This is a genomic window from Mycobacterium sp. NGS61, assembly GCF_059812325.1.
In genome coordinates, this window is sequence record NZ_JCALCL010000001.1 from 537,672 (window position 1) to 557,777 (window position 20,106).

19 protein-coding genes are annotated in these 20,106 nt (G+C 66.2%); 10 read left to right on the forward strand and 9 right to left on the reverse strand.

The window, feature by feature from the left end:
- Window positions 1-26 precede the first annotated feature (26 nt).
- Genes AC5Y3Z_RS02655 through AC5Y3Z_RS02665 form a run of 3 tightly spaced genes read left to right on the forward strand, consistent with a single transcriptional unit; the run spans window position 27 to window position 3,069 of the window.
- Window positions 27-1,502, forward strand: a complete 1,476-nt coding sequence (locus AC5Y3Z_RS02655) for an aldehyde dehydrogenase family protein (protein ID WP_473139162.1) — start codon at window positions 27-29, stop codon at window positions 1,500-1,502.
- A 14-nt stretch (window positions 1,503-1,516) separates the two neighbouring features.
- Window positions 1,517-2,872, forward strand: a complete 1,356-nt coding sequence (locus AC5Y3Z_RS02660) for a cytochrome P450 (RefSeq protein ID WP_473139163.1) — start codon at window positions 1,517-1,519, stop codon at window positions 2,870-2,872.
- Complete coding sequence (locus AC5Y3Z_RS02665; protein ID WP_463827592.1) at window positions 2,869-3,069, forward strand: ferredoxin; 201 nt, start codon at window positions 2,869-2,871, stop codon at window positions 3,067-3,069. The genes AC5Y3Z_RS02660 and AC5Y3Z_RS02665 overlap by 4 nt, the downstream gene beginning before the upstream one ends.
- Window positions 3,070-3,076: 7 nt before the next feature.
- Here AC5Y3Z_RS02665 and AC5Y3Z_RS02670 read toward each other — a convergent pair whose 3' ends face one another.
- From AC5Y3Z_RS02670 to AC5Y3Z_RS02680, 3 genes are all read right to left on the reverse strand, one after another.
- Window positions 3,077-4,204: a LuxR C-terminal-related transcriptional regulator gene (locus tag AC5Y3Z_RS02670; RefSeq protein WP_473139164.1), complete on the reverse strand. Its 1,128-nt coding sequence runs from the start codon at window positions 4,202-4,204 to the stop codon at window positions 3,077-3,079.
- Window positions 4,205-4,465: 261 nt separating this feature from the next.
- A complete protein-coding gene (locus AC5Y3Z_RS02675) occupies window positions 4,466-5,488 on the reverse strand; it encodes a phosphotransferase family protein (protein ID WP_473139165.1) in 1,023 nt (340 codons plus the stop codon).
- The gene (locus AC5Y3Z_RS02680; protein WP_473139166.1) at window positions 5,485-6,420 is read right to left on the reverse strand and encodes a DUF7064 domain-containing protein; all 936 of its coding nucleotides are present in this window, start codon (window positions 6,418-6,420) and stop codon (window positions 5,485-5,487) included. The genes AC5Y3Z_RS02675 and AC5Y3Z_RS02680 overlap by 4 nt, the downstream gene beginning before the upstream one ends.
- Before the next feature lie 517 nt (window positions 6,421-6,937).
- On the opposite strand from AC5Y3Z_RS02680, the gene AC5Y3Z_RS02685 reads away from it, so the two are divergent.
- Window positions 6,938-7,735: an SDR family NAD(P)-dependent oxidoreductase gene (locus AC5Y3Z_RS02685; RefSeq protein WP_463827588.1), complete on the forward strand. Its 798-nt coding sequence runs from the start codon at window positions 6,938-6,940 to the stop codon at window positions 7,733-7,735.
- A 10-nt stretch (window positions 7,736-7,745) separates the two neighbouring features.
- Here the strand turns inward: AC5Y3Z_RS02685 and AC5Y3Z_RS02690 are convergent, their stop codons facing one another.
- The 3 genes from AC5Y3Z_RS02690 to AC5Y3Z_RS02700 are packed head-to-tail and all read right to left on the reverse strand — an operon-like array spanning window position 7,746 to window position 10,830.
- Window positions 7,746-8,648, reverse strand: a complete 903-nt coding sequence (locus tag AC5Y3Z_RS02690) for a 1,4-dihydroxy-2-naphthoyl-CoA synthase (RefSeq protein ID WP_473139167.1) — start codon at window positions 8,646-8,648, stop codon at window positions 7,746-7,748.
- Window positions 8,645-9,715, reverse strand: a complete 1,071-nt coding sequence (locus tag AC5Y3Z_RS02695) for a helix-turn-helix transcriptional regulator (RefSeq protein ID WP_473139168.1) — start codon at window positions 9,713-9,715, stop codon at window positions 8,645-8,647. Before AC5Y3Z_RS02695 ends, AC5Y3Z_RS02690 begins: the two co-directional genes overlap by 4 nt.
- On the reverse strand, window positions 9,712-10,830 hold the full coding sequence (locus AC5Y3Z_RS02700) for a LuxR C-terminal-related transcriptional regulator (RefSeq protein WP_473139169.1): 1,119 nt from the start codon (window positions 10,828-10,830) through the stop codon (window positions 9,712-9,714). Before AC5Y3Z_RS02700 ends, AC5Y3Z_RS02695 begins: the two co-directional genes overlap by 4 nt.
- A 161-nt stretch (window positions 10,831-10,991) precedes the next feature.
- Here AC5Y3Z_RS02700 and AC5Y3Z_RS02705 point away from each other — a divergent pair, with 161 nt between their 5' ends.
- The 6 genes from AC5Y3Z_RS02705 to AC5Y3Z_RS02730 all read left to right on the forward strand — a co-directional run bounded on the left by AC5Y3Z_RS02705 (window position 10,992) and on the right by AC5Y3Z_RS02730 (window position 17,203).
- On the forward strand, window positions 10,992-11,972 hold the full coding sequence (locus tag AC5Y3Z_RS02705; protein WP_473139170.1) for a zinc-binding dehydrogenase: 981 nt from the start codon (window positions 10,992-10,994) through the stop codon (window positions 11,970-11,972).
- Between the two features lie 28 nt (window positions 11,973-12,000).
- The gene (locus AC5Y3Z_RS02710) at window positions 12,001-12,786 is read left to right on the forward strand and encodes an enoyl-CoA hydratase/isomerase family protein (protein ID WP_473139281.1); all 786 of its coding nucleotides are present in this window, start codon (window positions 12,001-12,003) and stop codon (window positions 12,784-12,786) included.
- A gap of 75 nt (window positions 12,787-12,861) precedes the next feature.
- Window positions 12,862-14,559 carry a class I adenylate-forming enzyme family protein gene (locus AC5Y3Z_RS02715; RefSeq protein ID WP_473139171.1) on the forward strand — a complete coding sequence of 566 codons (1,698 nt, stop codon included), beginning with the start codon at window positions 12,862-12,864 and terminating at the stop codon, window positions 14,557-14,559.
- Window positions 14,559-15,746: an acyl-CoA dehydrogenase family protein gene (locus AC5Y3Z_RS02720; protein ID WP_473139172.1), complete on the forward strand. Its 1,188-nt coding sequence runs from the start codon at window positions 14,559-14,561 to the stop codon at window positions 15,744-15,746. The genes AC5Y3Z_RS02715 and AC5Y3Z_RS02720 overlap by 1 nt, the downstream gene beginning before the upstream one ends.
- Before the next feature lie 22 nt (window positions 15,747-15,768).
- Window positions 15,769-16,515 carry a CoA transferase subunit A gene (locus AC5Y3Z_RS02725; protein WP_473139173.1) on the forward strand — a complete coding sequence of 249 codons (747 nt, stop codon included), beginning with the start codon at window positions 15,769-15,771 and terminating at the stop codon, window positions 16,513-16,515.
- A gap of 31 nt (window positions 16,516-16,546) precedes the next feature.
- Entirely contained in the window at window positions 16,547-17,203 is a 657-nt protein-coding gene (locus AC5Y3Z_RS02730) for a 3-oxoacid CoA-transferase subunit B (RefSeq protein WP_473139174.1), read from the forward strand.
- Here AC5Y3Z_RS02730 and AC5Y3Z_RS02735 read toward each other — a convergent pair.
- The 3 genes from AC5Y3Z_RS02735 to AC5Y3Z_RS02745 form a co-directional block, all read right to left on the reverse strand.
- Entirely contained in the window at window positions 17,187-17,957 is a 771-nt protein-coding gene (locus tag AC5Y3Z_RS02735; RefSeq protein ID WP_473139175.1) for a FadR/GntR family transcriptional regulator, read from the reverse strand. The two genes, AC5Y3Z_RS02730 and AC5Y3Z_RS02735, sit on opposite strands and share 17 nt — an antisense overlap.
- 116 nt (window positions 17,958-18,073) lie before the next feature.
- Window positions 18,074-18,961: an SDR family oxidoreductase gene (locus AC5Y3Z_RS02740; protein WP_463827579.1), complete on the reverse strand. Its 888-nt coding sequence runs from the start codon at window positions 18,959-18,961 to the stop codon at window positions 18,074-18,076.
- Window positions 18,958-20,103 carry an acyl-CoA dehydrogenase family protein gene (locus AC5Y3Z_RS02745; RefSeq protein ID WP_473139176.1) on the reverse strand — a complete coding sequence of 382 codons (1,146 nt, stop codon included), beginning with the start codon at window positions 20,101-20,103 and terminating at the stop codon, window positions 18,958-18,960. Before AC5Y3Z_RS02745 ends, AC5Y3Z_RS02740 begins: the two co-directional genes overlap by 4 nt.
- Between the last annotated feature and the right edge of the window lie 3 nt (window positions 20,104-20,106).

The following is a 20,106-nucleotide window of genomic DNA, read 5'->3' on the forward strand; positions in this document are numbered from 1 at the left end:
CGACTACTGAGATTCAACATCATTCGATGCGAATCGGCGGTCGCGACGTCGACACCCGACGCCGGATGACAATCACCGACCCGAGCACCGGGGCCGCGGTGGCCACCGTCGCGCGCGGCGACGCCAGCCACATCGATGTCGCGGTGGCAGCGGCCAAAACCACCTTCGATTCCGGCGTCTGGCGGCTCAAGACGCCACCGGAGCGGGCCGCCATCATGCGACGCATCGTGGCGGCAGCCAACGACGCCGCAGAAGCACTGGTGGAGTTGGAGCTGTCCGCCAACGGTGCGACAGTTCGACAGGCGACCGGTTTTCACATCGGTTATGCGCTGGCACATTTCGCCTATTTCGCAGATCTGGCCGAAGTTTATGCCTGGCAACGTCCGGCACCCATCGCCAACTTCCCCGCCCTGAGCCAGGCAGTGGTACACCGCGAACCGATCGGAGTGGTCGGCGCGATCGCGCCGTGGAACTTTCCGCTGCTGCTGACCCTGTGGAAGGTGGGTCCGGCGCTGGCCGCGGGCAACAGCGTGGTCGTCAAGCCCGACGAGCACACCCCGCTGTCGATCCTGGAGTTCGCCCGGATAGCCGAACGCAACGGCCTGCCTGCCGGGGTCCTCAACGTGGTACCGGGTGACGGGCCCGAGGCCGGCGCCAGGCTGGCCAGCCACCCCGACGTCGGCAAGATCGCGTTCACCGGATCGACTGCGATCGGGCGCGAAATCATGCGCCTGGCAGCGGGTTCGGTCAAAAACGTCACCCTGGAACTCGGCGGCAAGGGCCCCTCGATCGTGCTGGACGATGCCGACCTCGACATGGCCGTCGACGGCATCCTGTACGGCTGCTTCGTCTACTCCGGTCAGGTGTGCGAATCCGGCACTCGCGCACTGGTCCCCGCCCACCTGCAAGATGAGTTCGTGGCCCGGTTGGTGCAGCGCGCCAAGACCATCGTCGTCGGCGAGACCCGGGACTGGGACACCGATATGGGCCCCGTCATCGACGCCAAGCAGCGGGACCGCATTCTGGCCTACGTCCGCGGCGCCACCGAGGAGGGCGCGACCGTCGCGCTGGGCGGAGAAGCGCTGCAGCGGGACGGATTCTGGGTGGCGCCGACCATCCTGACCGGGGTGCGCAACGACATGCGCATCGCCCGGGAGGAGGTCTTCGGCCCCGTCCTGGTGGTGATCCCCTACAGCGACGACGACGACGCCGTCGCCATCGCCAACGACTCCGAATACGGCCTGGCGGCCAGCATCTGGAGCACCGACAACGCGCGGGCGCTTGCCATCGCCGAGCGGATCGAGTGCGGCAGCGTCTGGATCAACGACGCCCACCAGATCAACTGCCAACTGCCGTTCGGCGGCTACAAGCAGAGCGGCGTGGGCCGCGAACTCGGGCCGGACGCACTGGACGCCTACACCGAGGTCAAGACCGTCCATCTGGACCTGTCCGGTGGCCGCGCCGCCAAACCGTACGACATTCTGCTCAGCCACGCCGATTGACCCGGGAGCCGACCATGACCACCGCCGACAGCGAACTCTTCTGCGCAGACCTGTCTTTCGATGAGGACGACGACAGCGTCGATGTCCCGCCGTTCAACGACGCAGCTGCAACGCGCCCCTATGACCCGCTCAACGTCTCCAGCGACGCGTTCTGGGATCTTGACCTGCCCGAGCGCGACCCCGTATTCGCCGAGCTGCGGCACCAGCGGCCGGTGAGCTGGCAGCCGCCGATCGAGACGGCGGTTTCCCCCGATCCCGACGACCCCGGCTTCTGGGCGGTCGTCCGGCATCCTGACATCATCGAAGTGAGCCAGCACAACGACGTGTTCGTGTCCCGCTACGGAGTGATGTTCGACATGCTGCCGCCGGTGTTCCTCGAGATGGCGATGTCGTTCCTGGCGATGGACAATCCGCAACACCATAAGGTGCGCCGGTTGGTCAGCTCCGCGTTCACCCCTCGTCAGGTGCGCCGCATCGAGAACGACATCGCGTTGCGGGCGCGTTCGATCGTCCGCGCCGCGGTGAATAAGGCGCGCGACGGCGGGGATGTCGACTTCGTCGATGACATCTCCAAACATCTGCCGGTGCAGATGTTCGGGGACATGTTCGGTGTCCCTGAGGAATTGCGAACCACCGTCTCGCACGCCGCCGACGAGACCCAGGCGTGGGCGGATCCGGTGTTGCTGGCCGGACGCGACCCCGCGGAGGTTCAGGTCGAGGCCGCCCTGCGGATTCACGACGTCACCGAAGAACTGGTGGAACTGCGCCGCCGCCGGCCGGCCGACGACCTGTTGACCAACCTGGTGCGGGCCGAAGTCGACGGCGAAAAACTGTCGGACTTCGAAATCGGGGCCACCATGGTGTTGTGTTCGGTGGCGGCCACCGACACCACCCGGCACACCTCGAGCTTCGCTGCCAAGGCGCTCTGCGACTTTCCGGATCAGCGTGGCTGGTTGTGGGAGGACTTCGAGGGCCGGATCGGTTCAGCGGTCGAGGAATTCCTGCGCTGGGGCTCGGTGGTGCAGAACTTCCGGCGCACCTGTGTGAGCCCCTACCAGCTCGGTGGCCAGCAGATCCTGCCCGGCGACAAGGTGGTGTTGATGTACTCCTCGGGAAACCGCGACGAGACGGTCTTCGGTAACCCCAATACTCTCGACCTCAGCCGCAATCCCAACCCGCACATGGCGTTCGGTGGCGGCGGCATTCACTTCTGCCTGGGCAGCCAGCTCGCCAAAGCCATGCTGCGCTCGCTGCTGCGCGAATTGCACGCCCAGATGCCGGACTTCACCGTAGGCGAACCGGAGTTGGTGCGGACCAACTTCATCCGCGGTGTGATCAGCATGCCGGTGAACCCGGAGCCGGGACGATGAGCGGCTGCCGCATCCAGTTCGCCCCCGATCGCTGCGCGTCGATCGGAATGTGCGAGGCAATCGCGCCGGACATCTTCACCCTGGACGACGATGGCCGACTTCAGTTGCTGCAGCAGGTTGTCGACGACACCCGCCGTGCCGAAGTCGAGGAAGCGGTCCGCACCTGCCCCACCCAGTCCCTGACCATCGTGGAATGACCGCCCGTCAGCGCTCGTCGGACTGGTAGAGCAGCGAGACCGCCTCCACCCGGTTCTCCGCGCCGAGCTTGCGCAGGATGTGCTTGACGTGTTGTTTGACCGTGCCCTCCGAAATGAACAGACGCGTTGCGATAGCGGGGTTGGTGCGCCCGAGCGCCATCTGCTCGAGGATCTCGATCTCGCGCGCCGTCAACGCCTCGCGGACCGACCTGCTCGCCCGGACGGGCAGACAAGATGCGGCCGGGAGAGCGCGGTGTGCGCCGCCGCCGCCGGCAGCCGCATCCAGGTCGAAATGATGGACAGTGTCGGCAGTTTCGCCGCACTCACTGGCCACCCCGTGCAGCGCCGATCCGATGGACTCCAGTCGTTGCACGGCGCGTGCCCGGCTGAACGCCAGCTCCAGACCCCGCGCGTAGGAGGTCAGTATCTCGCAGTCGGCGACGTCGGTGTCGCGTCCCTGCCGATAACGGTCGGCGTGCAGCAGACCGACGACCCGGTTACCTGCTATGACCGGGGCGGCGGCATAGGACGTCGAGCGCGACGCGTCCGCGATGGGCCGGTGCACCCGCGCCTCGTGCTGGACATCGGTGACGTTCATCGCCTCACGGCGGCGGGCGATCTCGGTCTCGAACAAGCCGGGCACCAGCGGCTGCGGCTGCTCCTGGCCGATCCGATTGATCTCCCGCGCCCACTCGGGGTCATCGGGCACGCAGACCGACTGCGATATCCACACGCCGTTCACGATGCGGGAGAAGATGGCCCGGTCGAAACCGAGTTCGGTGACCAGTCGCGGCGCCAGATCCATCAGGTCGGTAACGGTGCACGGTGCCGCCTCGAGCCGGGACAGCACCCCGGCGATCCGATGCGAAGCATCACACGCATGCAGCAACGACACATCGGTGCGAGCCAGTGTCCGCAGCGCCGCCAGCACCGCCCCGGCGGCCGGCTGATCGCACAGCGCGTCAGCGATCGCCGACCAGGCATCGTCGACGATGGCCCGGGCGTCGGCCGGCGGCGGCTGCCAGTGCGGATCGTCGTGGTCGGCGATCGATCGCAACCCGTCCAACACCACAGCCAGCCGCTCGTCCACCTCGCGGTGTGACGCCGGCGGCTCCCGCCCGGTGCTGTGATCCACCCCATAACTGTAGAGCAGCGCCGCAACCCCGCCGCCGGATTTGCCCTGGTACGAGTGGTTAACGCGTGACGAGGGGAAAGTGGGTGGTACCGGCCAAGGAGACGGCACTCGAGATCATCGGGCGGCCGCTGCGCGACCAGCTGCGCGTCTAGGCGATGTGGGGGTACGCGCTCTGCGGTGGCAACAGCACGGTGCAAGAACGATCCCAACAGTTCTTCGATAAGGTAGATCGCGGGCGGGCCGGAGCCACGGCAATTCTCTTCAACTCCGCTCGAGTTTCGCCCACCGCCGGCCGGCCCGCAGAAACGACGCGACCATTCCGGGATCGCCGAAGTACGGGTCACCGGTCCCCGTTTCGGCGCGCTGGCGCCCGTATTCGTAAAGCGCGGCGAGCTTGAATTGCGCCAGCGCCGAATACCATTCGATGTTGCGTGGCGCCACCCCGGTCCGCTGGCTGTATCGGGCGAGCAACTCGTCGCGGGCCGGATAACCGTCCTCCAGCACCGCCACGGCCATCGCCGCGGTCGGGGTCAGTTCCTCACCCGGTGCCGGGTAGGACGACACAAAGTAGCCCAGGTCGAACAGCGGATCGCCGATGGTGGCCAACTCCCAATCCAGCACCGCCGCAACCCGACCCGGCGCGGCGATCATCAGATTGCCGAGCCGAAAGTCGTTGTGCACGATCGCGGCCGCCGACTCCGGTGGGGTGTGCGCACCGAGCCAGTGCGCCAATCCCTGGAATGCTGCGGGCAGGTGACCGTCGGCCTCTTCGACAAGGGCGCAGACCCGGCGCAAGTGACGGGAGTTGAATCCCCCGGGTTTACCGAAGTCGCGCAGACCGATGCCGGCCCAGTCGACGGCGTGCAGATCCGCGAGAACGTCGACCACCGACTCGGCAATCCGGCGTCGAGCACGGGGGTTGTCCAGCGGCGGCGGTGTCTGCTCGGTAATCACTGCTGCGTCGACGAACTCAGTCACCACCAGCGGTACGTCGACAACTTCTCCGGGCTCTGCCACCGCAATCACGCGCGGCACCGGGACCGGCGTGTCGGCCAGCGCCGCCAACAGCCGAGCCTCCCGCACCACGTCGTGGGCGCCGGCTGGCAGCGGTGGCGGCGGCGGCCGTCTGACCACCACCGTGCGGTCACCGTCGGAGACCAGGTAGGTCAGGTTGGAGTGGCCGTCCCCGACCCGGCGGGCGCTGACCCGCTGACCCAGCTCGGCATGTTCGCACAGGAAGCCACCCAACCGGGTCAGCCCCGACGCCGACCACTGCCAGTTCACCGCCGGTTGCCCGATTCCACCAGGTAGTTCAAATAGGCACCTGTCCAATGGGTTTCAAACTGGCCCGCACCGGGCTCGCCGTCGATCCGGGCGCGGCAGGCGGCCTCGCGGATGACGGTCTGCATCGGATCGTGACTGGGTAACTCAACCACGCCGAATGCTTCGAGCTCGACAGCGGTACGACCGCCCTCGACGTCGATCACTGTGGCCTGCAGCCGCCGCTGACGCATCTGCGGGTCGTAGTCCGCCCGATGTTCGATGCTGCGGACCGCCACGGTGTCCCCACCACGGCTCACGTATCCGCCGAAACCCCACTCCCCCTTGGCAATCCAGATCCAGCCGTTGACCGCGACACCTGCATCGGTGTAGGCGACGAACCACTTCCAGTGCTGCGGGACACCCCAGTCACGCACGCCCCAGGAATGGTCCCGGTGTCCCGGATGGTCCAGCGCCACCTGGCGACTCCCGACCTGTACGGAGCCCCGCACCCGGCCGGTCTGCTCCATCCGGTTCTCGGCGAACCAGCCCGGAATGCCGCCCGGATTAGACCAGTAGCTGAACGCCTGGTGCAGAGCGTGGAATTCGTATTCGATTGCTACCTCATCGTGCTGGTAGCACAGTACGCAACTTCGCAACGGTTCGTGCTGCCGCACGGACAGGCCGCCGAACTCGAGGTGATCGAGGTCGGCATCATCAGCGACCCACCCGGAGTTGAGCTGCAGCGCCAACGGCTCCCCGGCACTGCCCCAGACCACGACGTTGTAACCGGCACGGCCCCGGTCCGTCAGATACAGATACACCTGTACGCCGATCTCTTCCTCGGCCACGATGACTTCCCAGAACAGACTGTCGCGCATCCGTCCACCGGGGGCGGGGCGGTGCCGCAGGTCGTCGGCGGGGCGGAGTACCTGTGCGATGTGGCGCACCGTCATCGGACAACTCCCCTCGCGGCACTGAGACCCGGCACCTCTATCCTATAATGGTCAGACCATTCACTCAAGGACGAGGCGTGATGTTGACTTTTTCGGTCTGACCATTCTATCGTTTGCAGGTGTCGCAGGTCAGGCCCTCGCCCGACCATCTGACCTTCCGAGCCACCGACGGCAGGCAGCTGGCCGGCTATCGCTGGCAGGTTCGGTCCGGCCTGGAACATCTCGGCAGCGTCGTGCTCGTCCACGGGATGGGCGAGCATCTGCGCGCCTACCGATTTCGACGGGCTGACCGGCGACGAGACCGTCGTCGACGCCTATCTCGCCGATCCCCATTGCGGGTTCGCCATCGACTCCGCTTCGTTCGCCGGCCGGCTCACCGACGCCGCGCAGCTGGCCCGGGTATCCCACACTGGACGTGACGACCAGGTGATCGCAGAGCTGTTGGCCTGGCTGACAAGGGTTGCCCAGCAGGACCACACGCAGCAGGACAAGCAAGATGACACGGTAAGGAGACACAATGAGTGCCCAACAGGCTGACCTGCCCGCCCCCAATGAACTCGGCGAATCGAGCGCGCTGATCGTCGGCGGTACCGCCGGGATCGGGCTCGCATCGGCACGGGCGCTGGCCGCGGCCGGAGTACCGCGAATTGTGGTGGTGGGTCGCAGCGCGGACCGCGGCGAACTCGCCGCGAAGTCCATCGCGCAGGTGGGGGTGGCCGTCGACTTCATCGCCGGCGACGCCAGAGATCCCGCCGTCGCGACTTCCGTTGCAGCACAAGCAGAAGACTTGTTGTCCGGCATAGATATCCTGATATGCACCACGGCTGCCGACGTGCGCCCGGAATTGTTCGTCAATATCGCGACCTCGGACATCAGTGGCATCCTGACCGACTTGGCCGTGCCGTCGATGCAGATGGCCAGCGCGGTGTTGCCGGGGATGCGCAGTCGCCGCCGGGGTGTGATCATCAACGTCGCTTCCGACGCCGCGAAGACGGCGACGCCCGGTGAAGCCGTCATCGGTGCCGCAAAGGCGGCCATCGTGATGTTCACCCGCACCCTGGCCATCGAGGAGAAGCGCTATGGCATCCGCGCCAATGCGCTGACCCCCTCGTTGGTGCACGGCACCGCCTCGACCGAACGCATCACCGCCGACGGGTTCAGCGGCAAGTTGTTCGCCCGCGCCGCCCAGCAGGCCGCGCTCGGGGTGCCTGACGCCGACGACATCGCCGCGCTGGCGGTCTTCCTGTGCAGCGCCGCGGCCGCCCGTCTCACCGGACAGGCGATCAGCGTCAACGGCGGTATCTCCGCCGCTTAGCTCGCGCGACCTAGAAATAGCGGGGGAACTGCGTCCAATCCGGAGGACGCTTGTCCAGGAACGCATCCCGGCCCTCGACCGCCTCGTCGGTCATGTAGGCCAGCCGGGTAGCTTCCCCGGCGAACAACTGCTGACCCACCAAACCGTCGTCGAGCAGGTTGCACGCGTACTTCAGCATTCGTTGCGCCTGCGGCGATTTGGCGTTGATCTGCGCCGCCCAGTCCAGCGCCACCGTTTCCAGCTCGGCGTGGTCGACGACCTCGTTCACCGCACCCATCCGGTGCATCTGCTCGGCGGTGTACGGCCGGCCCAGGAAGAAGATCTCACGGGCGAACTTCTGGCCTACCTGCCGTGCCAGGTAGGCACTGCCGTAGCTGCCGTCGAAACTGCCCACGTCGGCGTCGGTCTGCTTGAAGCAGGCGTGCTCCCGGCTGGCCAGGGTCAGGTCGCAGGTCGAGTGCAGACTGTGCCCGCCGCCCGCGGCCCACCCATTGACCAGGCAGATCACCACTTTGGGCATGAAGCGGATCAGGCGCTGCACCTCCAGGATGTGCAACCGCCCGGCGCGGGCGGCATCGACGGTCTCGGCCGTGTCACCGGACGCGTACTGGTAGCCGGTCCGTCCGCGGATGCGCTGGTCGCCGCCCGAGCAGAACGCCCACACACCATCCTTCGGCGACGGCCCGTTGCCGGTCAACAGCACCACCCCGACGTCCGGGGACATCCGGGCATGATCGAGCGCGCGATACAACTCGTCGACGGTGTGCGGCCGGAATGCGTTGCGTACCTCGGGCCGGTTGAACGCCACCCGCACCGTCGGCTGGCTGGCGTGGCGGTGGTAGGTGATGTCGGTCAGGTTGCCGAAGCCGGATACCGGGCGCCAGTGCGCCGCGTGAAAAGGGTTCTCGTTCAACGTTTTTGCGGATTACCCCACCCACCGGGGCGGGTGTCCTCCATGTAGAGTGCGATCGCTTCGGATCTGTTGATGGCACCGACCTTGCGCAGGATTCGCTTGACATGCGTCTTGACCGTTTCGACGGTGATCACCAGCTGGTCGGCGATGTCGGCGTTGGAAGCACCCGCCACCAGCAACTCGAAAACCTGCCGTTCGCGGTGCGATAACGACGCCGCAAGTCCAGAGTCGCTGGGAACCCGCGGAGCCGGACCGACCGGCGAATCGTGGTCCAAGTCGAAGGTGATCACCGAGTTGGCAATGCGATCGGCCTGCTCGGTCAGCAGCGCAGCCGCGCGCGCAATCGAGTTACATTGCTGCTGAACCTGTTCGGCGTTGAGGATTTTCTCGTGCAGCAGCGAGTATGCGGAGACGAACGCATCGAGCAGTTCGACATCGTCGGAGGATACGCTTTCCAGGCTGTCCCGACCCACGTGCAGCAGAGCGACCACTCGCGCTGCGGCGATGACCGGGGCGGCGATATAGCGTGCTGACCCGAGCAGCTCGGCGTAGACCGCGCTGGCCGGCATGCGCTGCTCATCGGTCGCCACGGTGTCGCGCAGCTGAATACACGCGCTCTCGACTTTGCAGTCCTGACGCGACACCACGGTGGGCCCACCGAAGCAGTGCTCGGATTCTTCGACGACGAAGGCGCCGTCTTCGACGTAGGACAACACCGCAGTGTCGAAACCGAATTCATCACACAGTTCCGAGCAGGCTTGGCGGCCGAGCGCATGCAGCGACCCGGCCTTCTTCATGCGCCGCACCCCCGCGGTAAGCGCCCGCACCACATGGACGCGACGGGAGTCGCGCAGTCGGCGTGCCTCGACCTGCGCCCGCAAGAATTCGGCGATCGACGGCTCAGCCGGCGTGGAATCCCCACGGGCCATCAGGAAGTCGACGGTGGTCGTCGACACCGCGATCGCTTCGTCCAGGTTTTGCGCATCGGAGAGGGCCGCGATGCCGAATTCTGCGCATACCCGCGCGTTCAGCTCGTTGAGTCGCTCCACCATCGCGCGCGCCTTCATCGGCCGGCCCTCAGGTCCGCGCTCGCCACGCCGGCGTAGGCCGCGACCGCAGCCGCCCGGCTGGTCGTGTTGAGCTTCTTAGCGATGTGCTTGAGGTGCGACTTCACGGTCCCCTCGGAAATGACCAGATAGCGCGCGATCTGGCTGTTGGTGGCGCCGGTGGCCACGTGCGACATGATCTCGTGCTCCCGCGCTGTCAACGGGACCGCAGCCGCCCGGTGGCAGGTCGGCGACAGCTGCTTCGCCACCCGCACCGGCGCCGGGTGCCGCCTGTCGGCGTTCGCCCACAAGTTCTCGACCTCGAGGCGCTGTTGCGCGGCTTTACCTTCCAGCGCGGCGCTTTCATAGGCCACCGACAGACATTCGGCGAAGGCCTCCAACTGTTCGAGATGGTCCATCGTCACGATGCCGTGCGGCTCGGGGCGGTCCGCGTGCAGAATCCCGATTACCCTGCCCTGCACGATGATCGGGGCACCGATGTAGCCGAAACATCCGGATGCTTCCATGATCTCGCGGAACACCCGTTTGTCGTTCTGCGGAGTGGGCGCGAAAACACCGCACCGCTTGCGCACCAACTCGGTCTCCAGCGGAGCGTCGGCCAGTTGAATACGCCGAGTTGCCACGAAGTCCTGCAGCGACCGCGCATGGGGGTCGGCGTCCCTGTCTTCGATGTGCACATAGCGCGGCACCCAGAGCGAACCGCACACGGCAGAAACCATGGTCCGCGCGAAGGCCAGTTCCCGGCTCAGGACATCTCCTGCGACCCGGATCATGTCGCTCGGGGCCAGGCCGCGGAGCTGACTGAGGGCGTTGCGAATTTCTGACATCGACCTGACCCGCCGGGCAAGGTCCTCGTCAAGAAGATCGCACTGCAACTTCAGGATGGCGATCAATATCTGCGATGCGGCCGCGCGGTCCTCGGCGCTGCCGGTCGGCTGCGCGGTGAGGTCCTCCAGCCGTTGCCGCAGACTGGCCAGCTGGTGGCCCAAGGCGGCGGGCGTCAGGGTGGGGGGCGCCACGCCGAGGTATTCGGCGGCCGCAACCACGGCTTCCTCTGCACGAGCGACCAACCACGGGTTCTCTGCAACTGCGACCATGGATGCTGTTGAGGCCATCACCACTCCCTCCCTGCGGGGCTGAGCCTTAATAGGTCATACCATTGAACCAAACTATAGCCCAGGTGTTAGCAAGCACACAATGACTGCGATCGGCGGCCTGGGTCACATTGCCAAGCCTGCGCCTCAATGGTCTAATGGTCAGGCCAAAGGAGGTGCTCTTGCATGCAGTGATCATGTCCGAGTACGGCGACGCCCGAGTGCTACAACCCGGCGAGTTCCCCAACCCGCCGCCCCGCCCCGGCTGGGTGCCGGTTGCGCTCCGCGCCAGCGCGCTGAACTGGCACGACGTGCTGGTTCGCCAAGGTCGTTATTCCTCCCCCCTGCCCCACGTCATCGGCGCCGACGGAGCCGGTGTGCGCACCGACACCGGTGAGCACGTCGTCGTAGTGCCGTCACTGCACTGGGGCGACCGGGCGGAGGCGCCGGGGCCCGATTTCGAGATCCTGGGCGATCACACCCCCGGCACCTACGCCGAGACGGTGTCGGTCCCGCTGGAGTGCGTGGCGGCCAAGCCCCCCCGACTGAGCTGGGTAGAAGCCGCCGCGCTGCCGCTGGTGGGAGTGACCACCTTCCGCGCGCTGTTCTCCCGCGGTCGGCTACGCGGCGGGGAGTCGATGCTGGTGATCGGTGCGGGTGGCGGAATCGCCACGATGGCCGTCGCACTCGCGGCAGCCGTCGGAGCCACCGTCACGGTGACGTCGTCCTCGGCCGACACCATCGAGCGGGCCGTGGCCTGCGGCGCCCGCGCTGGCGTGCTGCACCACGACCCGGCCTGGCCCGAGCACGCACGTGCGCTCTCGCCGGGCGGCGGTGGCTTCGACCTGATCCTGGACCCCGTCGGGCGCTGGAGCGAGTCCATCACCGCACTGCGTCCGGGGGGTCGCCTGGTGGTCCTGGGTGCCAACGCCGAGCAGACCGCGCACCTTGATATCCGCGGGTTCTACTTCGGTCAGTTCGATCTGCTCGGAACCACGATGGGCAGCCTGCGCGACTTCGCCGGACTGCTCGAAGTCATGGACCAGTACCAGGTGCGGCCGCCCGTGGTGGACCGCGTCTTCGCCCTCGACCAGGCCGCCGCAGCGCACGAGTATCTGGAGTGCGGACGCACCTTCGGCAAATGCGTGCTCACGCACGAATAGGAGGACCGCAGTGAACCACGCACCGGAGCTGGTCAGCTACCGACTCGAGGAGGCGGCGCCCGGAGGTTTTGCCGCCTACCTGACGCTCAATGATCCCTCACGACGAAATACGTTGTCGGACAACCTGCTCGACCAGTTGACCGCGTTACTTGGCCTGGCCGGGGAGGCGCCGGAGGTGCGGGTGATCGTGGTGGAGTCGTCACATCCGCGGGTGTTCTCCTCGGGCGGCAACCTCGATGCCTTCGCCGATTCTCGTGCGCCCATTGAGAAGTACCACGGCCTGGAACGCTTTCCGGCCCTGTTTCGCACCCTGACCGGTATCGGAAAGCCGGTGATCTGCGCGGCCGGCGGCGACGTGCTTGCCGGCGCCCTCGGCGTCGCCCTGGCCTGTGACCTCATCATCGCGAAGGACTCGGCCCGCCTCGGCTGCCCCGAGATCAACGTCGGCGCATTTCCTTTCATGATCTCGGCATTGATCTTCCGCGCCACCGGACGGCTGGTCGCCAACGAACTGATGATGACCGGCCGGCTCATCACGGCCACCGAAGCGGCGGCAGCGGGATTGGTGAACAAAGTCGTTCCCGACGCGGACTTCGACGACACGGTCCGGGCCTGGGTCGCCGGACTGGCCGCCAAATCCCCGCTGTTGCTGAGCATGGGGAAGCGGGCCCTGGCGGTGACCCGCGACCTTCCTCTGGAGCAGGCACTCGACTACCTCCAGGCCCAACTCGGGCTGGCTTTCACCACCCACGATCTCGGCGAAGGGGTCGCCGCGTTCAAGGAAAAGCGTTCTCCGCACTGGCAGAACGCCTGACCACGATCCGTTGACCTTTTTGGCCTGACCATTGTAATGTTCGAGACGATTAGGTTCGACTGAGAGATGTGTGCGATGAAACCGAATCCATACACCGTCCGCTACAGCCCACGAGAAGTCGACGAGTTCTACCGCGCCGGCCACTGGACCACCGACACCCTGCATGACCTGCTGACCCGCCGGGTCGAGGAGACACCCGACAAGGTGTTCGCGACCGACGGAACTCGGTCCCTGACATTCCGCGAAATGTTCGACGCCGGTCAACAACTGGCCGTCGGACTGCACCGGCGCGGCCTGCGTGCCGGCGACCGCGTCGCGGTGCAGGTGCCCAACTGGGTGGAATTCATCCAGATCCTCACCGCCCTCTCGCGGTTGAGCGTCATCATGGTGCCGATCATGCCCATCTATCGGCGCAAAGACGTCAGCTACGTGCTGTCCAACGCCGGAGTGCGGGCCGTTTTCACTGCGGAGAGTTTCGGCAACTTCGACTACCTGAACATGTATCGCGAACTGCGGCAGGATCACCCGGACTTGATGATCAACGTGGTCAGACCCCAGCAAAGCGGCGGCCACAGCGACGCAGCCGACGTGTTCACTCTCGATCAGTTACAAGCCGAAACCACCGCAGCCGATGCGCAGGCCGAACTGGGTGACCCGCCCAGCGCTGACCACCCGTTCGTCATCGTCTACACGTCCGGCACGACATCACGCTCCAAGGGATGCGTCCATACCTTCAACACCTACTGCGCCGGTTCCCGTGCTCTCATCGAGCCGTTCGGTTACACGCGCGACGATGTCCAGTTCGGCCCATCCCCGGTGGCGCACACGACGGGACTGGTGACCAGCGTGTTCTTGCCGCTGCTGACCGGGGCGGCAACCCACCTCATGGCCAAGTGGGACCCGGTGCGGGGCATCGAAGAAATTCAACGCTTCGGTTGCACGGCGGCGGTCACCGCACCGACGTTCCTGCACACCTTGTTGTCCGAGTACGACGCAGACCGGCACGACCTGTCCTCGCTCCGCATGTGGACGTGTGCGGGCGCCCCCGTTGCCGCGGCACTCGTGGAGCGAACCGCGGGGATGCTGCCGGAGGTCAGAGTGCTCAGCCTGTACGGCCGCAGCGAAAACCTGGTCACCACAACGTGTTCGCTCACCGATGGGGTCGAGAAAGTCTTGTCCTCAGACGGTAGTGCGGTGCCCGGAGCACAGGTGCGCATCGTCGGCCCGGACAACCGGGAGGTGCCGCCGGGTGTCGAGGGCGACATCGCCTACCGGGGGCCGGCCCACATGATCGAGTATCTGGCCCAACCCGAAGAAACCGCGGCGCTGTTCACCGCCGACGGCTTTTCCAAGTCCGGCGACCTGGGCACGATGACGTCGGACGGATACGTGCGGGTGACCGGGCGGACCAAGGACATCATCATCCGCGGTGGAATGAACATCAGCGCCCGCGAAGTGGAAGACCATCTCGCCCATCACCCTTCGCTGGTGGCGGCGGCCGTGGTGGGGATGCCCGATGAACGACTCGGCGAGAAGGTGTGTTGCTACCTGGTGAGCGCGCCGGAACGGACCACGCCCACCGTTACCGATCTGCGGGAGTTCCTGCTCGCCCGGGGCCTGCCGATTCAGAAGACCCCGGAACGCGTCGTCGTGATCAACGCCCTGCCGATGACGGCGACCGGCAAGGTCCTCAAGCACGAATTGCGTAGAGACATCGAACAGCGCATCCAGGCCGAAACCACGCCGGACCGCGCCGTGTCGGGGACCGCCTGATGGAACTCAAAGACAGTCCCGCCGAGGCCGAGTTCCGCAACCGGGCCCGCCGGTGGCTGGCCGCAACAGTCCCCGATCTCGGCGGGCCCGAACCCGCCCGGTTGGAAGACAAGCTCGACTACTGGCGCGGCTGGCAGCGCCGGCTGCACGAGGCGGGCCTGGCAGGGCTTTCCTGGCCGAAGCAGTACGGCGGCGCGGGTGCCGACGTGAAACTGCGCGCAGTGTTCAACGAGGAACTCGACCGCGCCGGGGCTCCCGAGCGCCTCAACATCATCGGCGAGGACTTCGCGGGTCCGACGATCATCCAGTTCGGCACCCCCGCCCAGCAGGAACGCTATCTGCCTAAAATTCTTGCCGGCGAGGAGATCTGGTGTCAGTTGTTCTCCGAACCGGAAGCGGGTTCGGATCTGGCCTCGCTCCGCACGACCGCAACCAGGATGCCCGGCGGCTGGCAGATCAACGGGCAGAAGATCTGGACCAGTCGGGCCCAACTCGCCGCCCACGCGATCCTGCTCGCCCGCACTGGCGGCGGCCCCCGCCATCGTGGCATCACCTACTTCTTGCTCGACATGGCCAGCCCCGGCATCACGGTCCGGCCGCTGGCGCACATGCTTGGCGAGTCCGAATTCAACGAGGTCTTTCTCGACAACGTGTTCGTACCGGACGACTGCGTCGTCGGGGAAGTCGACGGTGGCTGGCAGGTGGCCATGGGCACGCTTGCCTTCGAACGCGTCGCCATCGCCACCGGACGGGTCAACACCACCGGGGCGGTCAGCGACCTGATTGCCGAAATCGCCTGCCGGGTCAGCGATGACGGCTCGCCGCAGGGTGCGGATCCGCTCATCCGCCAACGTGTCGCAGATCTGTACGGACGAGCGTTGGTGCACTACCTCATTGGCCAGCGTGTTATCAGCGGCGCCGCCGGCGACGGCCCGCCCGGCCCCGTCACCTCGATCGGCAAGCTCTACTTCTGCCCGCTGGTGGAAGACATCGCCGACTTCGGACTTGAGCTCAACGAGATGGGCGGACAATACGAACTCGACGAAAAGCACCATCCGACAACCAACTCCGCTCATCGGTGGTTGCGGCTGGCCTATCAGGCGCGAGGGACCGCCATCGCCGGTGGGTCGACCTTCATCCAGCGCAACATCGTCGCCGAACGCATCCTCGGCATGCCCAGAAGCTAGCCTGCGACGGAGGGACACGCGGATGGACAAGGTGGTGGCCTCGACGGCGGCGGCGGTCGCAGACATTGCCGACGGCTCCTCGTTGGCAGTGGGGGGATTCGGCTTGTGCGGCATTCCGCACGAACTCATCGCGGCGCTGGTGGAACGCGGCGTGGCAGAACTGCACACCGTCTCCAACAATCTGGGCATCGACGGCGTCGGCCTGGGGTTGCTGTTGCAGCACAAGAGAATCCGGCGCACGATCAACTCCTACGTCGGGGAGAACAAAGAGTTCGCCCGCCAGTACCTGGCCGGGGAACTCGAACTCGAGCTGACACCTCAGGGCACGCTGGCCGAACGCCTGCGCGCCGGCGGGGCAGGAATCCCGGCCTTCTACACGCCCACCGGAGTCGGGACCCAGGTCGCCGACGGCGGCCTGGCCTGGCGGTACCACCCCGACGGCACTGTGGCCGTTGCCTCTCCGCCGAAGGAAACCCGCGAATTCAACGGCAGCACCTATGTTTTGGAGCACGCCATCCAGACCGATTTCGCGCTGGTGCACGCATGGAAGGGCGACCGCCACGGCAATCTCGTGTACCACGCCGCCGCGGCCAATTTCAACCCGGACTGTGCCGCAGCGGGCCGAATCACCATCGCCGAGGTCGAGGAATTGGTCGATCCGGGCGAGATCGAACCCAACCAGGTGCACACCCCCGGCATCTTTGTGGACCGGGTGGTGCACGTCGCACACGCGGCCAAACCGATCGAGAAGCAGACGGTGCGTCCATGACCGGATGGCACGTAGCCGGAAGGGACGCCAGATGAATTGGAGCCGAGCCGAACTCGCGGCGCGGGTGGCCACAGAGTTTCGCGACGGGCAATACGTCAACCTGGGTATCGGGCTGCCCACCCTCATCCCCGGACACCTGCCCGCCGACATTCACGTGGTCCTGCACTCCGAGAACGGCATCCTCGGTGTCGGGCCCTATCCGCGACCAGAAGACGTCGACGCCGACCTGATCAACGCCGGAAAGGAGACGGTCACCACGCTGCCCGGCGCGGCGTTCTTTGCGTCGTCGTCGTCCTTCGCGATCATCCGCGGCGGGCATCTCGACATCGCGGTGCTCGGCGCCATGCAGGTCTCGGTGAACGGCGACCTGGCGAATTGGACGATCCCCGGCAAGATGATCAAGGGCATGGGTGGGGCGATGGACCTCGTGCACGGGGTGGAGCAGGTCTTCGTGATGATGGAACACACGGCCAAAGACGGCAGCGCGAAGATCGTCGAGCGCTGCACGTTACCCCTGACCGGCAGGAGTTGCGTCAAGCGCATCTTCACCGATCTCGCCGTTATCGACGTCACCGCGGATGGTCTCTGCGTGATCGAAACGGCGCCAGGCGTCAGCATCGACGAGGTGGCCGCCAAAACCGAACCACCGCTGCTGGTTTCGGACCAAGCGCTCAGTCGGCTACCGTGATCGCGCTGCGCTCGTCCACGGCCAGCGCCGCCTTGGCGTAGCTGTGCACGTGGCGCCGCATGCGACGGCTGGCAGCGTCGGGATCGCCATTGCGGATGGCGGTAGTGATGGACTTGTGCGCCCGCACCGTGACGGACCGCACGTTGTCGTCGACGAATGACGCGTTCTCGGTGCCTGCGTAAATCGCCTGGGAGAGTGCCGTCATGAAGCCGATCAGCAGTTCGTTGTGACCAGCTTTGGCGACGCCGACGTGCCAGTCCAGGTTGGCTTGCAGGAAGGCCGACAGATCGGCGTCGGGGTCGGCGATATCGCTGTTGGCTTTGTCCAGGACGGCCAGGTCCTCGTCGGTTCGTTTGCGCGCGGCCAGTTCGGCGCAGAACGGCTCCAGCGCTTCCCGCGTCTCCATCAGGTCGGCAAGCTTGATCTGCTGACCTCTGATCAGCAAGCTGACCGAACTCGCCATCGACTTGGTGGTCGGCCGCTGCACGATGGCGCCGCCGGACCGGCCGGTGCGCACCCGGACCAGGTTCTGCACCTCCAGGATGCGCAGTGCCTCGCGCACCGTGGCACGACTCATCTGGGTCTGTTTGACCAACTCGCGCTCGGCGGGGAGAGCAAATCCCTCCTGCAATTCGCCGCTGAGGATCCGTTCGCGCAACTCACGTGCCAGCACGTCGGAAGCCTTGGGGACATCGACCGGCTTGAGCAAGATTGCAGACCGCGTCGCAGCTGCATCTGAGTCGTCTGTGTCCATCGCTGCTCCGTGGGGGATCGGCTCGGGCGAAAAGGCTCAAAGGTTAGGCCTAATATAAGGTTAGCTCATATACTTCTATCCCGGACATCGCCTGCCGCGATCGACGGCGAAGCGCCCTACACCGAGCGCGCGGACTTCGCGACAGCCGAAGCGGCCTGACTGCGTTCCCTGGCCCGAGCCCAGTCGGCATCGCCCATGGAGGTGAGGCCCGCGAAGGTATTGGGGCCGGCGAGTCGCTGGCCCCCGTCCATTGCGATCGTCTCGCCGGTCAGGTAGTCACATGCGTCGCTGAAGGCGAAGATGGTGAGGTTGGCCAATTCCTCGACCGTCCCGGCACGGCCCATCGGGATCTGATCGGGTTGCGTTGCGCCGACCGAACTCTCGTCCGTCGGGTTGAGCATCTCCCATGCATAATCGGTCGGGATGGGTCCCGGTGCGAGCGCATTGAGGCGAATTCCGTAGCGGCCCCACTCCACCGCCAGTGACATCGTCATCGCGTGCACGGCCGCTTTCGCCATCGCCGAGGGAACCACAAACGCCGAGCCGCTCCACACCCAGGTCGTCAGATTGGACAACACCGATCCGCGCAGGCCGTCGGCGATCCAGCGCTTGCCGACGGCCACGGTGGTGTTGAACGAACCGGTCATCACCGTCGAGGTGATCGCGTCGAACGCGCGCGGACTCAGGGTGGCCGTCGGCGCGATGAAATTCGCCGCCGCGTTGTTCAGCACTCCGGTCAGCGGACCGTGCCTATCCCAGATCTGCTGCACGGCCGCGTCCACCAGGTCGTAGTCCCGGACATTGACGGGCTGGAAATGCACGGAGCCGCGCTGGCCGATCGCGGCTGCGGCCTCCGCCAGGACCGATTCGCGGCGCCCCCACAGATGCACCTCGGCGCCGTGGGCGACCAGTGCCGCGGCCACTCCGCGGCCCAGTCCGGTACCCCCGCCGGTGATCAGGATGCGCTTGCCGGCCAACACCGTCGGATCGAAGATACCGGTCATAGCCCGAGACTCTTGCCGATGATTTCGCGCTGAATCTCGTTTGCTCCGCCATAGATCGGGGGCGCCAGCGCCTTGCGTACCTGCGCCTCCATGCCGAACTCGACGGTGTAACCGTTGCCACCCATCAACTGAACGCCTTCCAGCGCCGCGCGCTTGGCGACCTCGGTGCACTTGAGTTTCGCTATCGACCCCTCGCGGGCGAGCTGATCCTCCTGGCCCGCGTCGATCTGGGCCGCCACCTGATAGACAAAGGCGCGGCAGCAGTCGATCTCGGCAGCCAGATCCGCCAGCCGATGCCGAACGGACTGGAAGGTGCCGATCGTGCGGCCGAACTGTTCCCGGGTGCGCACGTAGCTGATGGTGTCTTGCAGCGACCGCCGGGCCGCACCCAGCGACATGGCGGCGATGATCAGGCGTTCGACGTTCAGCCCACGCATCAACCGGTGCCAGGCGTCACCGATCCCGCCGACGACGTTGGCGACCGGAATGGCGACGTCGGTGAAGAACACGTCGTTGACGGTGTGGCCGTCCATGGTCTGGATCGCTTTGATGTCCAATCCCGGCGTCGACGTGGGCAGATACAGCAGCGTCAGGCCCTGGTGCTTGCCGGCGCCGGGGTCGGTACGGGTGAGCACCAGCAGGTGGTCGGCCAGATGCGCCGCGGTGATCCACGTTTTCTGGCCATTGACGATGAACCTGTCCCCATCTCGTACCGCCCGCGTCCGCACACCCGCCAGATCCGACCCCGCACCTGGTTCGGACAGCGCGATGGCTTCGAAACGCCCCGCGCACAAGTTGCCGACCACCTCGCGCTTCTGGTCCTCGTTGCCATGGCGCAGATAGGTCTGCGCCGCGGTCAAGCCGGTTCCATAGGCGTGGATCGGCGCCTGGCCGCGGGCCGTCTCCTCCAGGAAGATGCACTCTTCGACCATGCCCGCGCCGCCGCCACCGTACTGCGCGGGAATGGAGACGCCCAGCCAGCCGAGTTCGGCGAACTTCTGCAGAACGGTGGCACTGTTGGACAGTCGTCCGCCGTCGGTCAGCTGGGCGCGCTGTTCGGGCGTGCCACAGGTGTCGGCGCAAAACCGCTCGATCGCGCGCGCGAAACCGAGCTGCTCCTCGGTGCACAATCTGGCCGACATGAC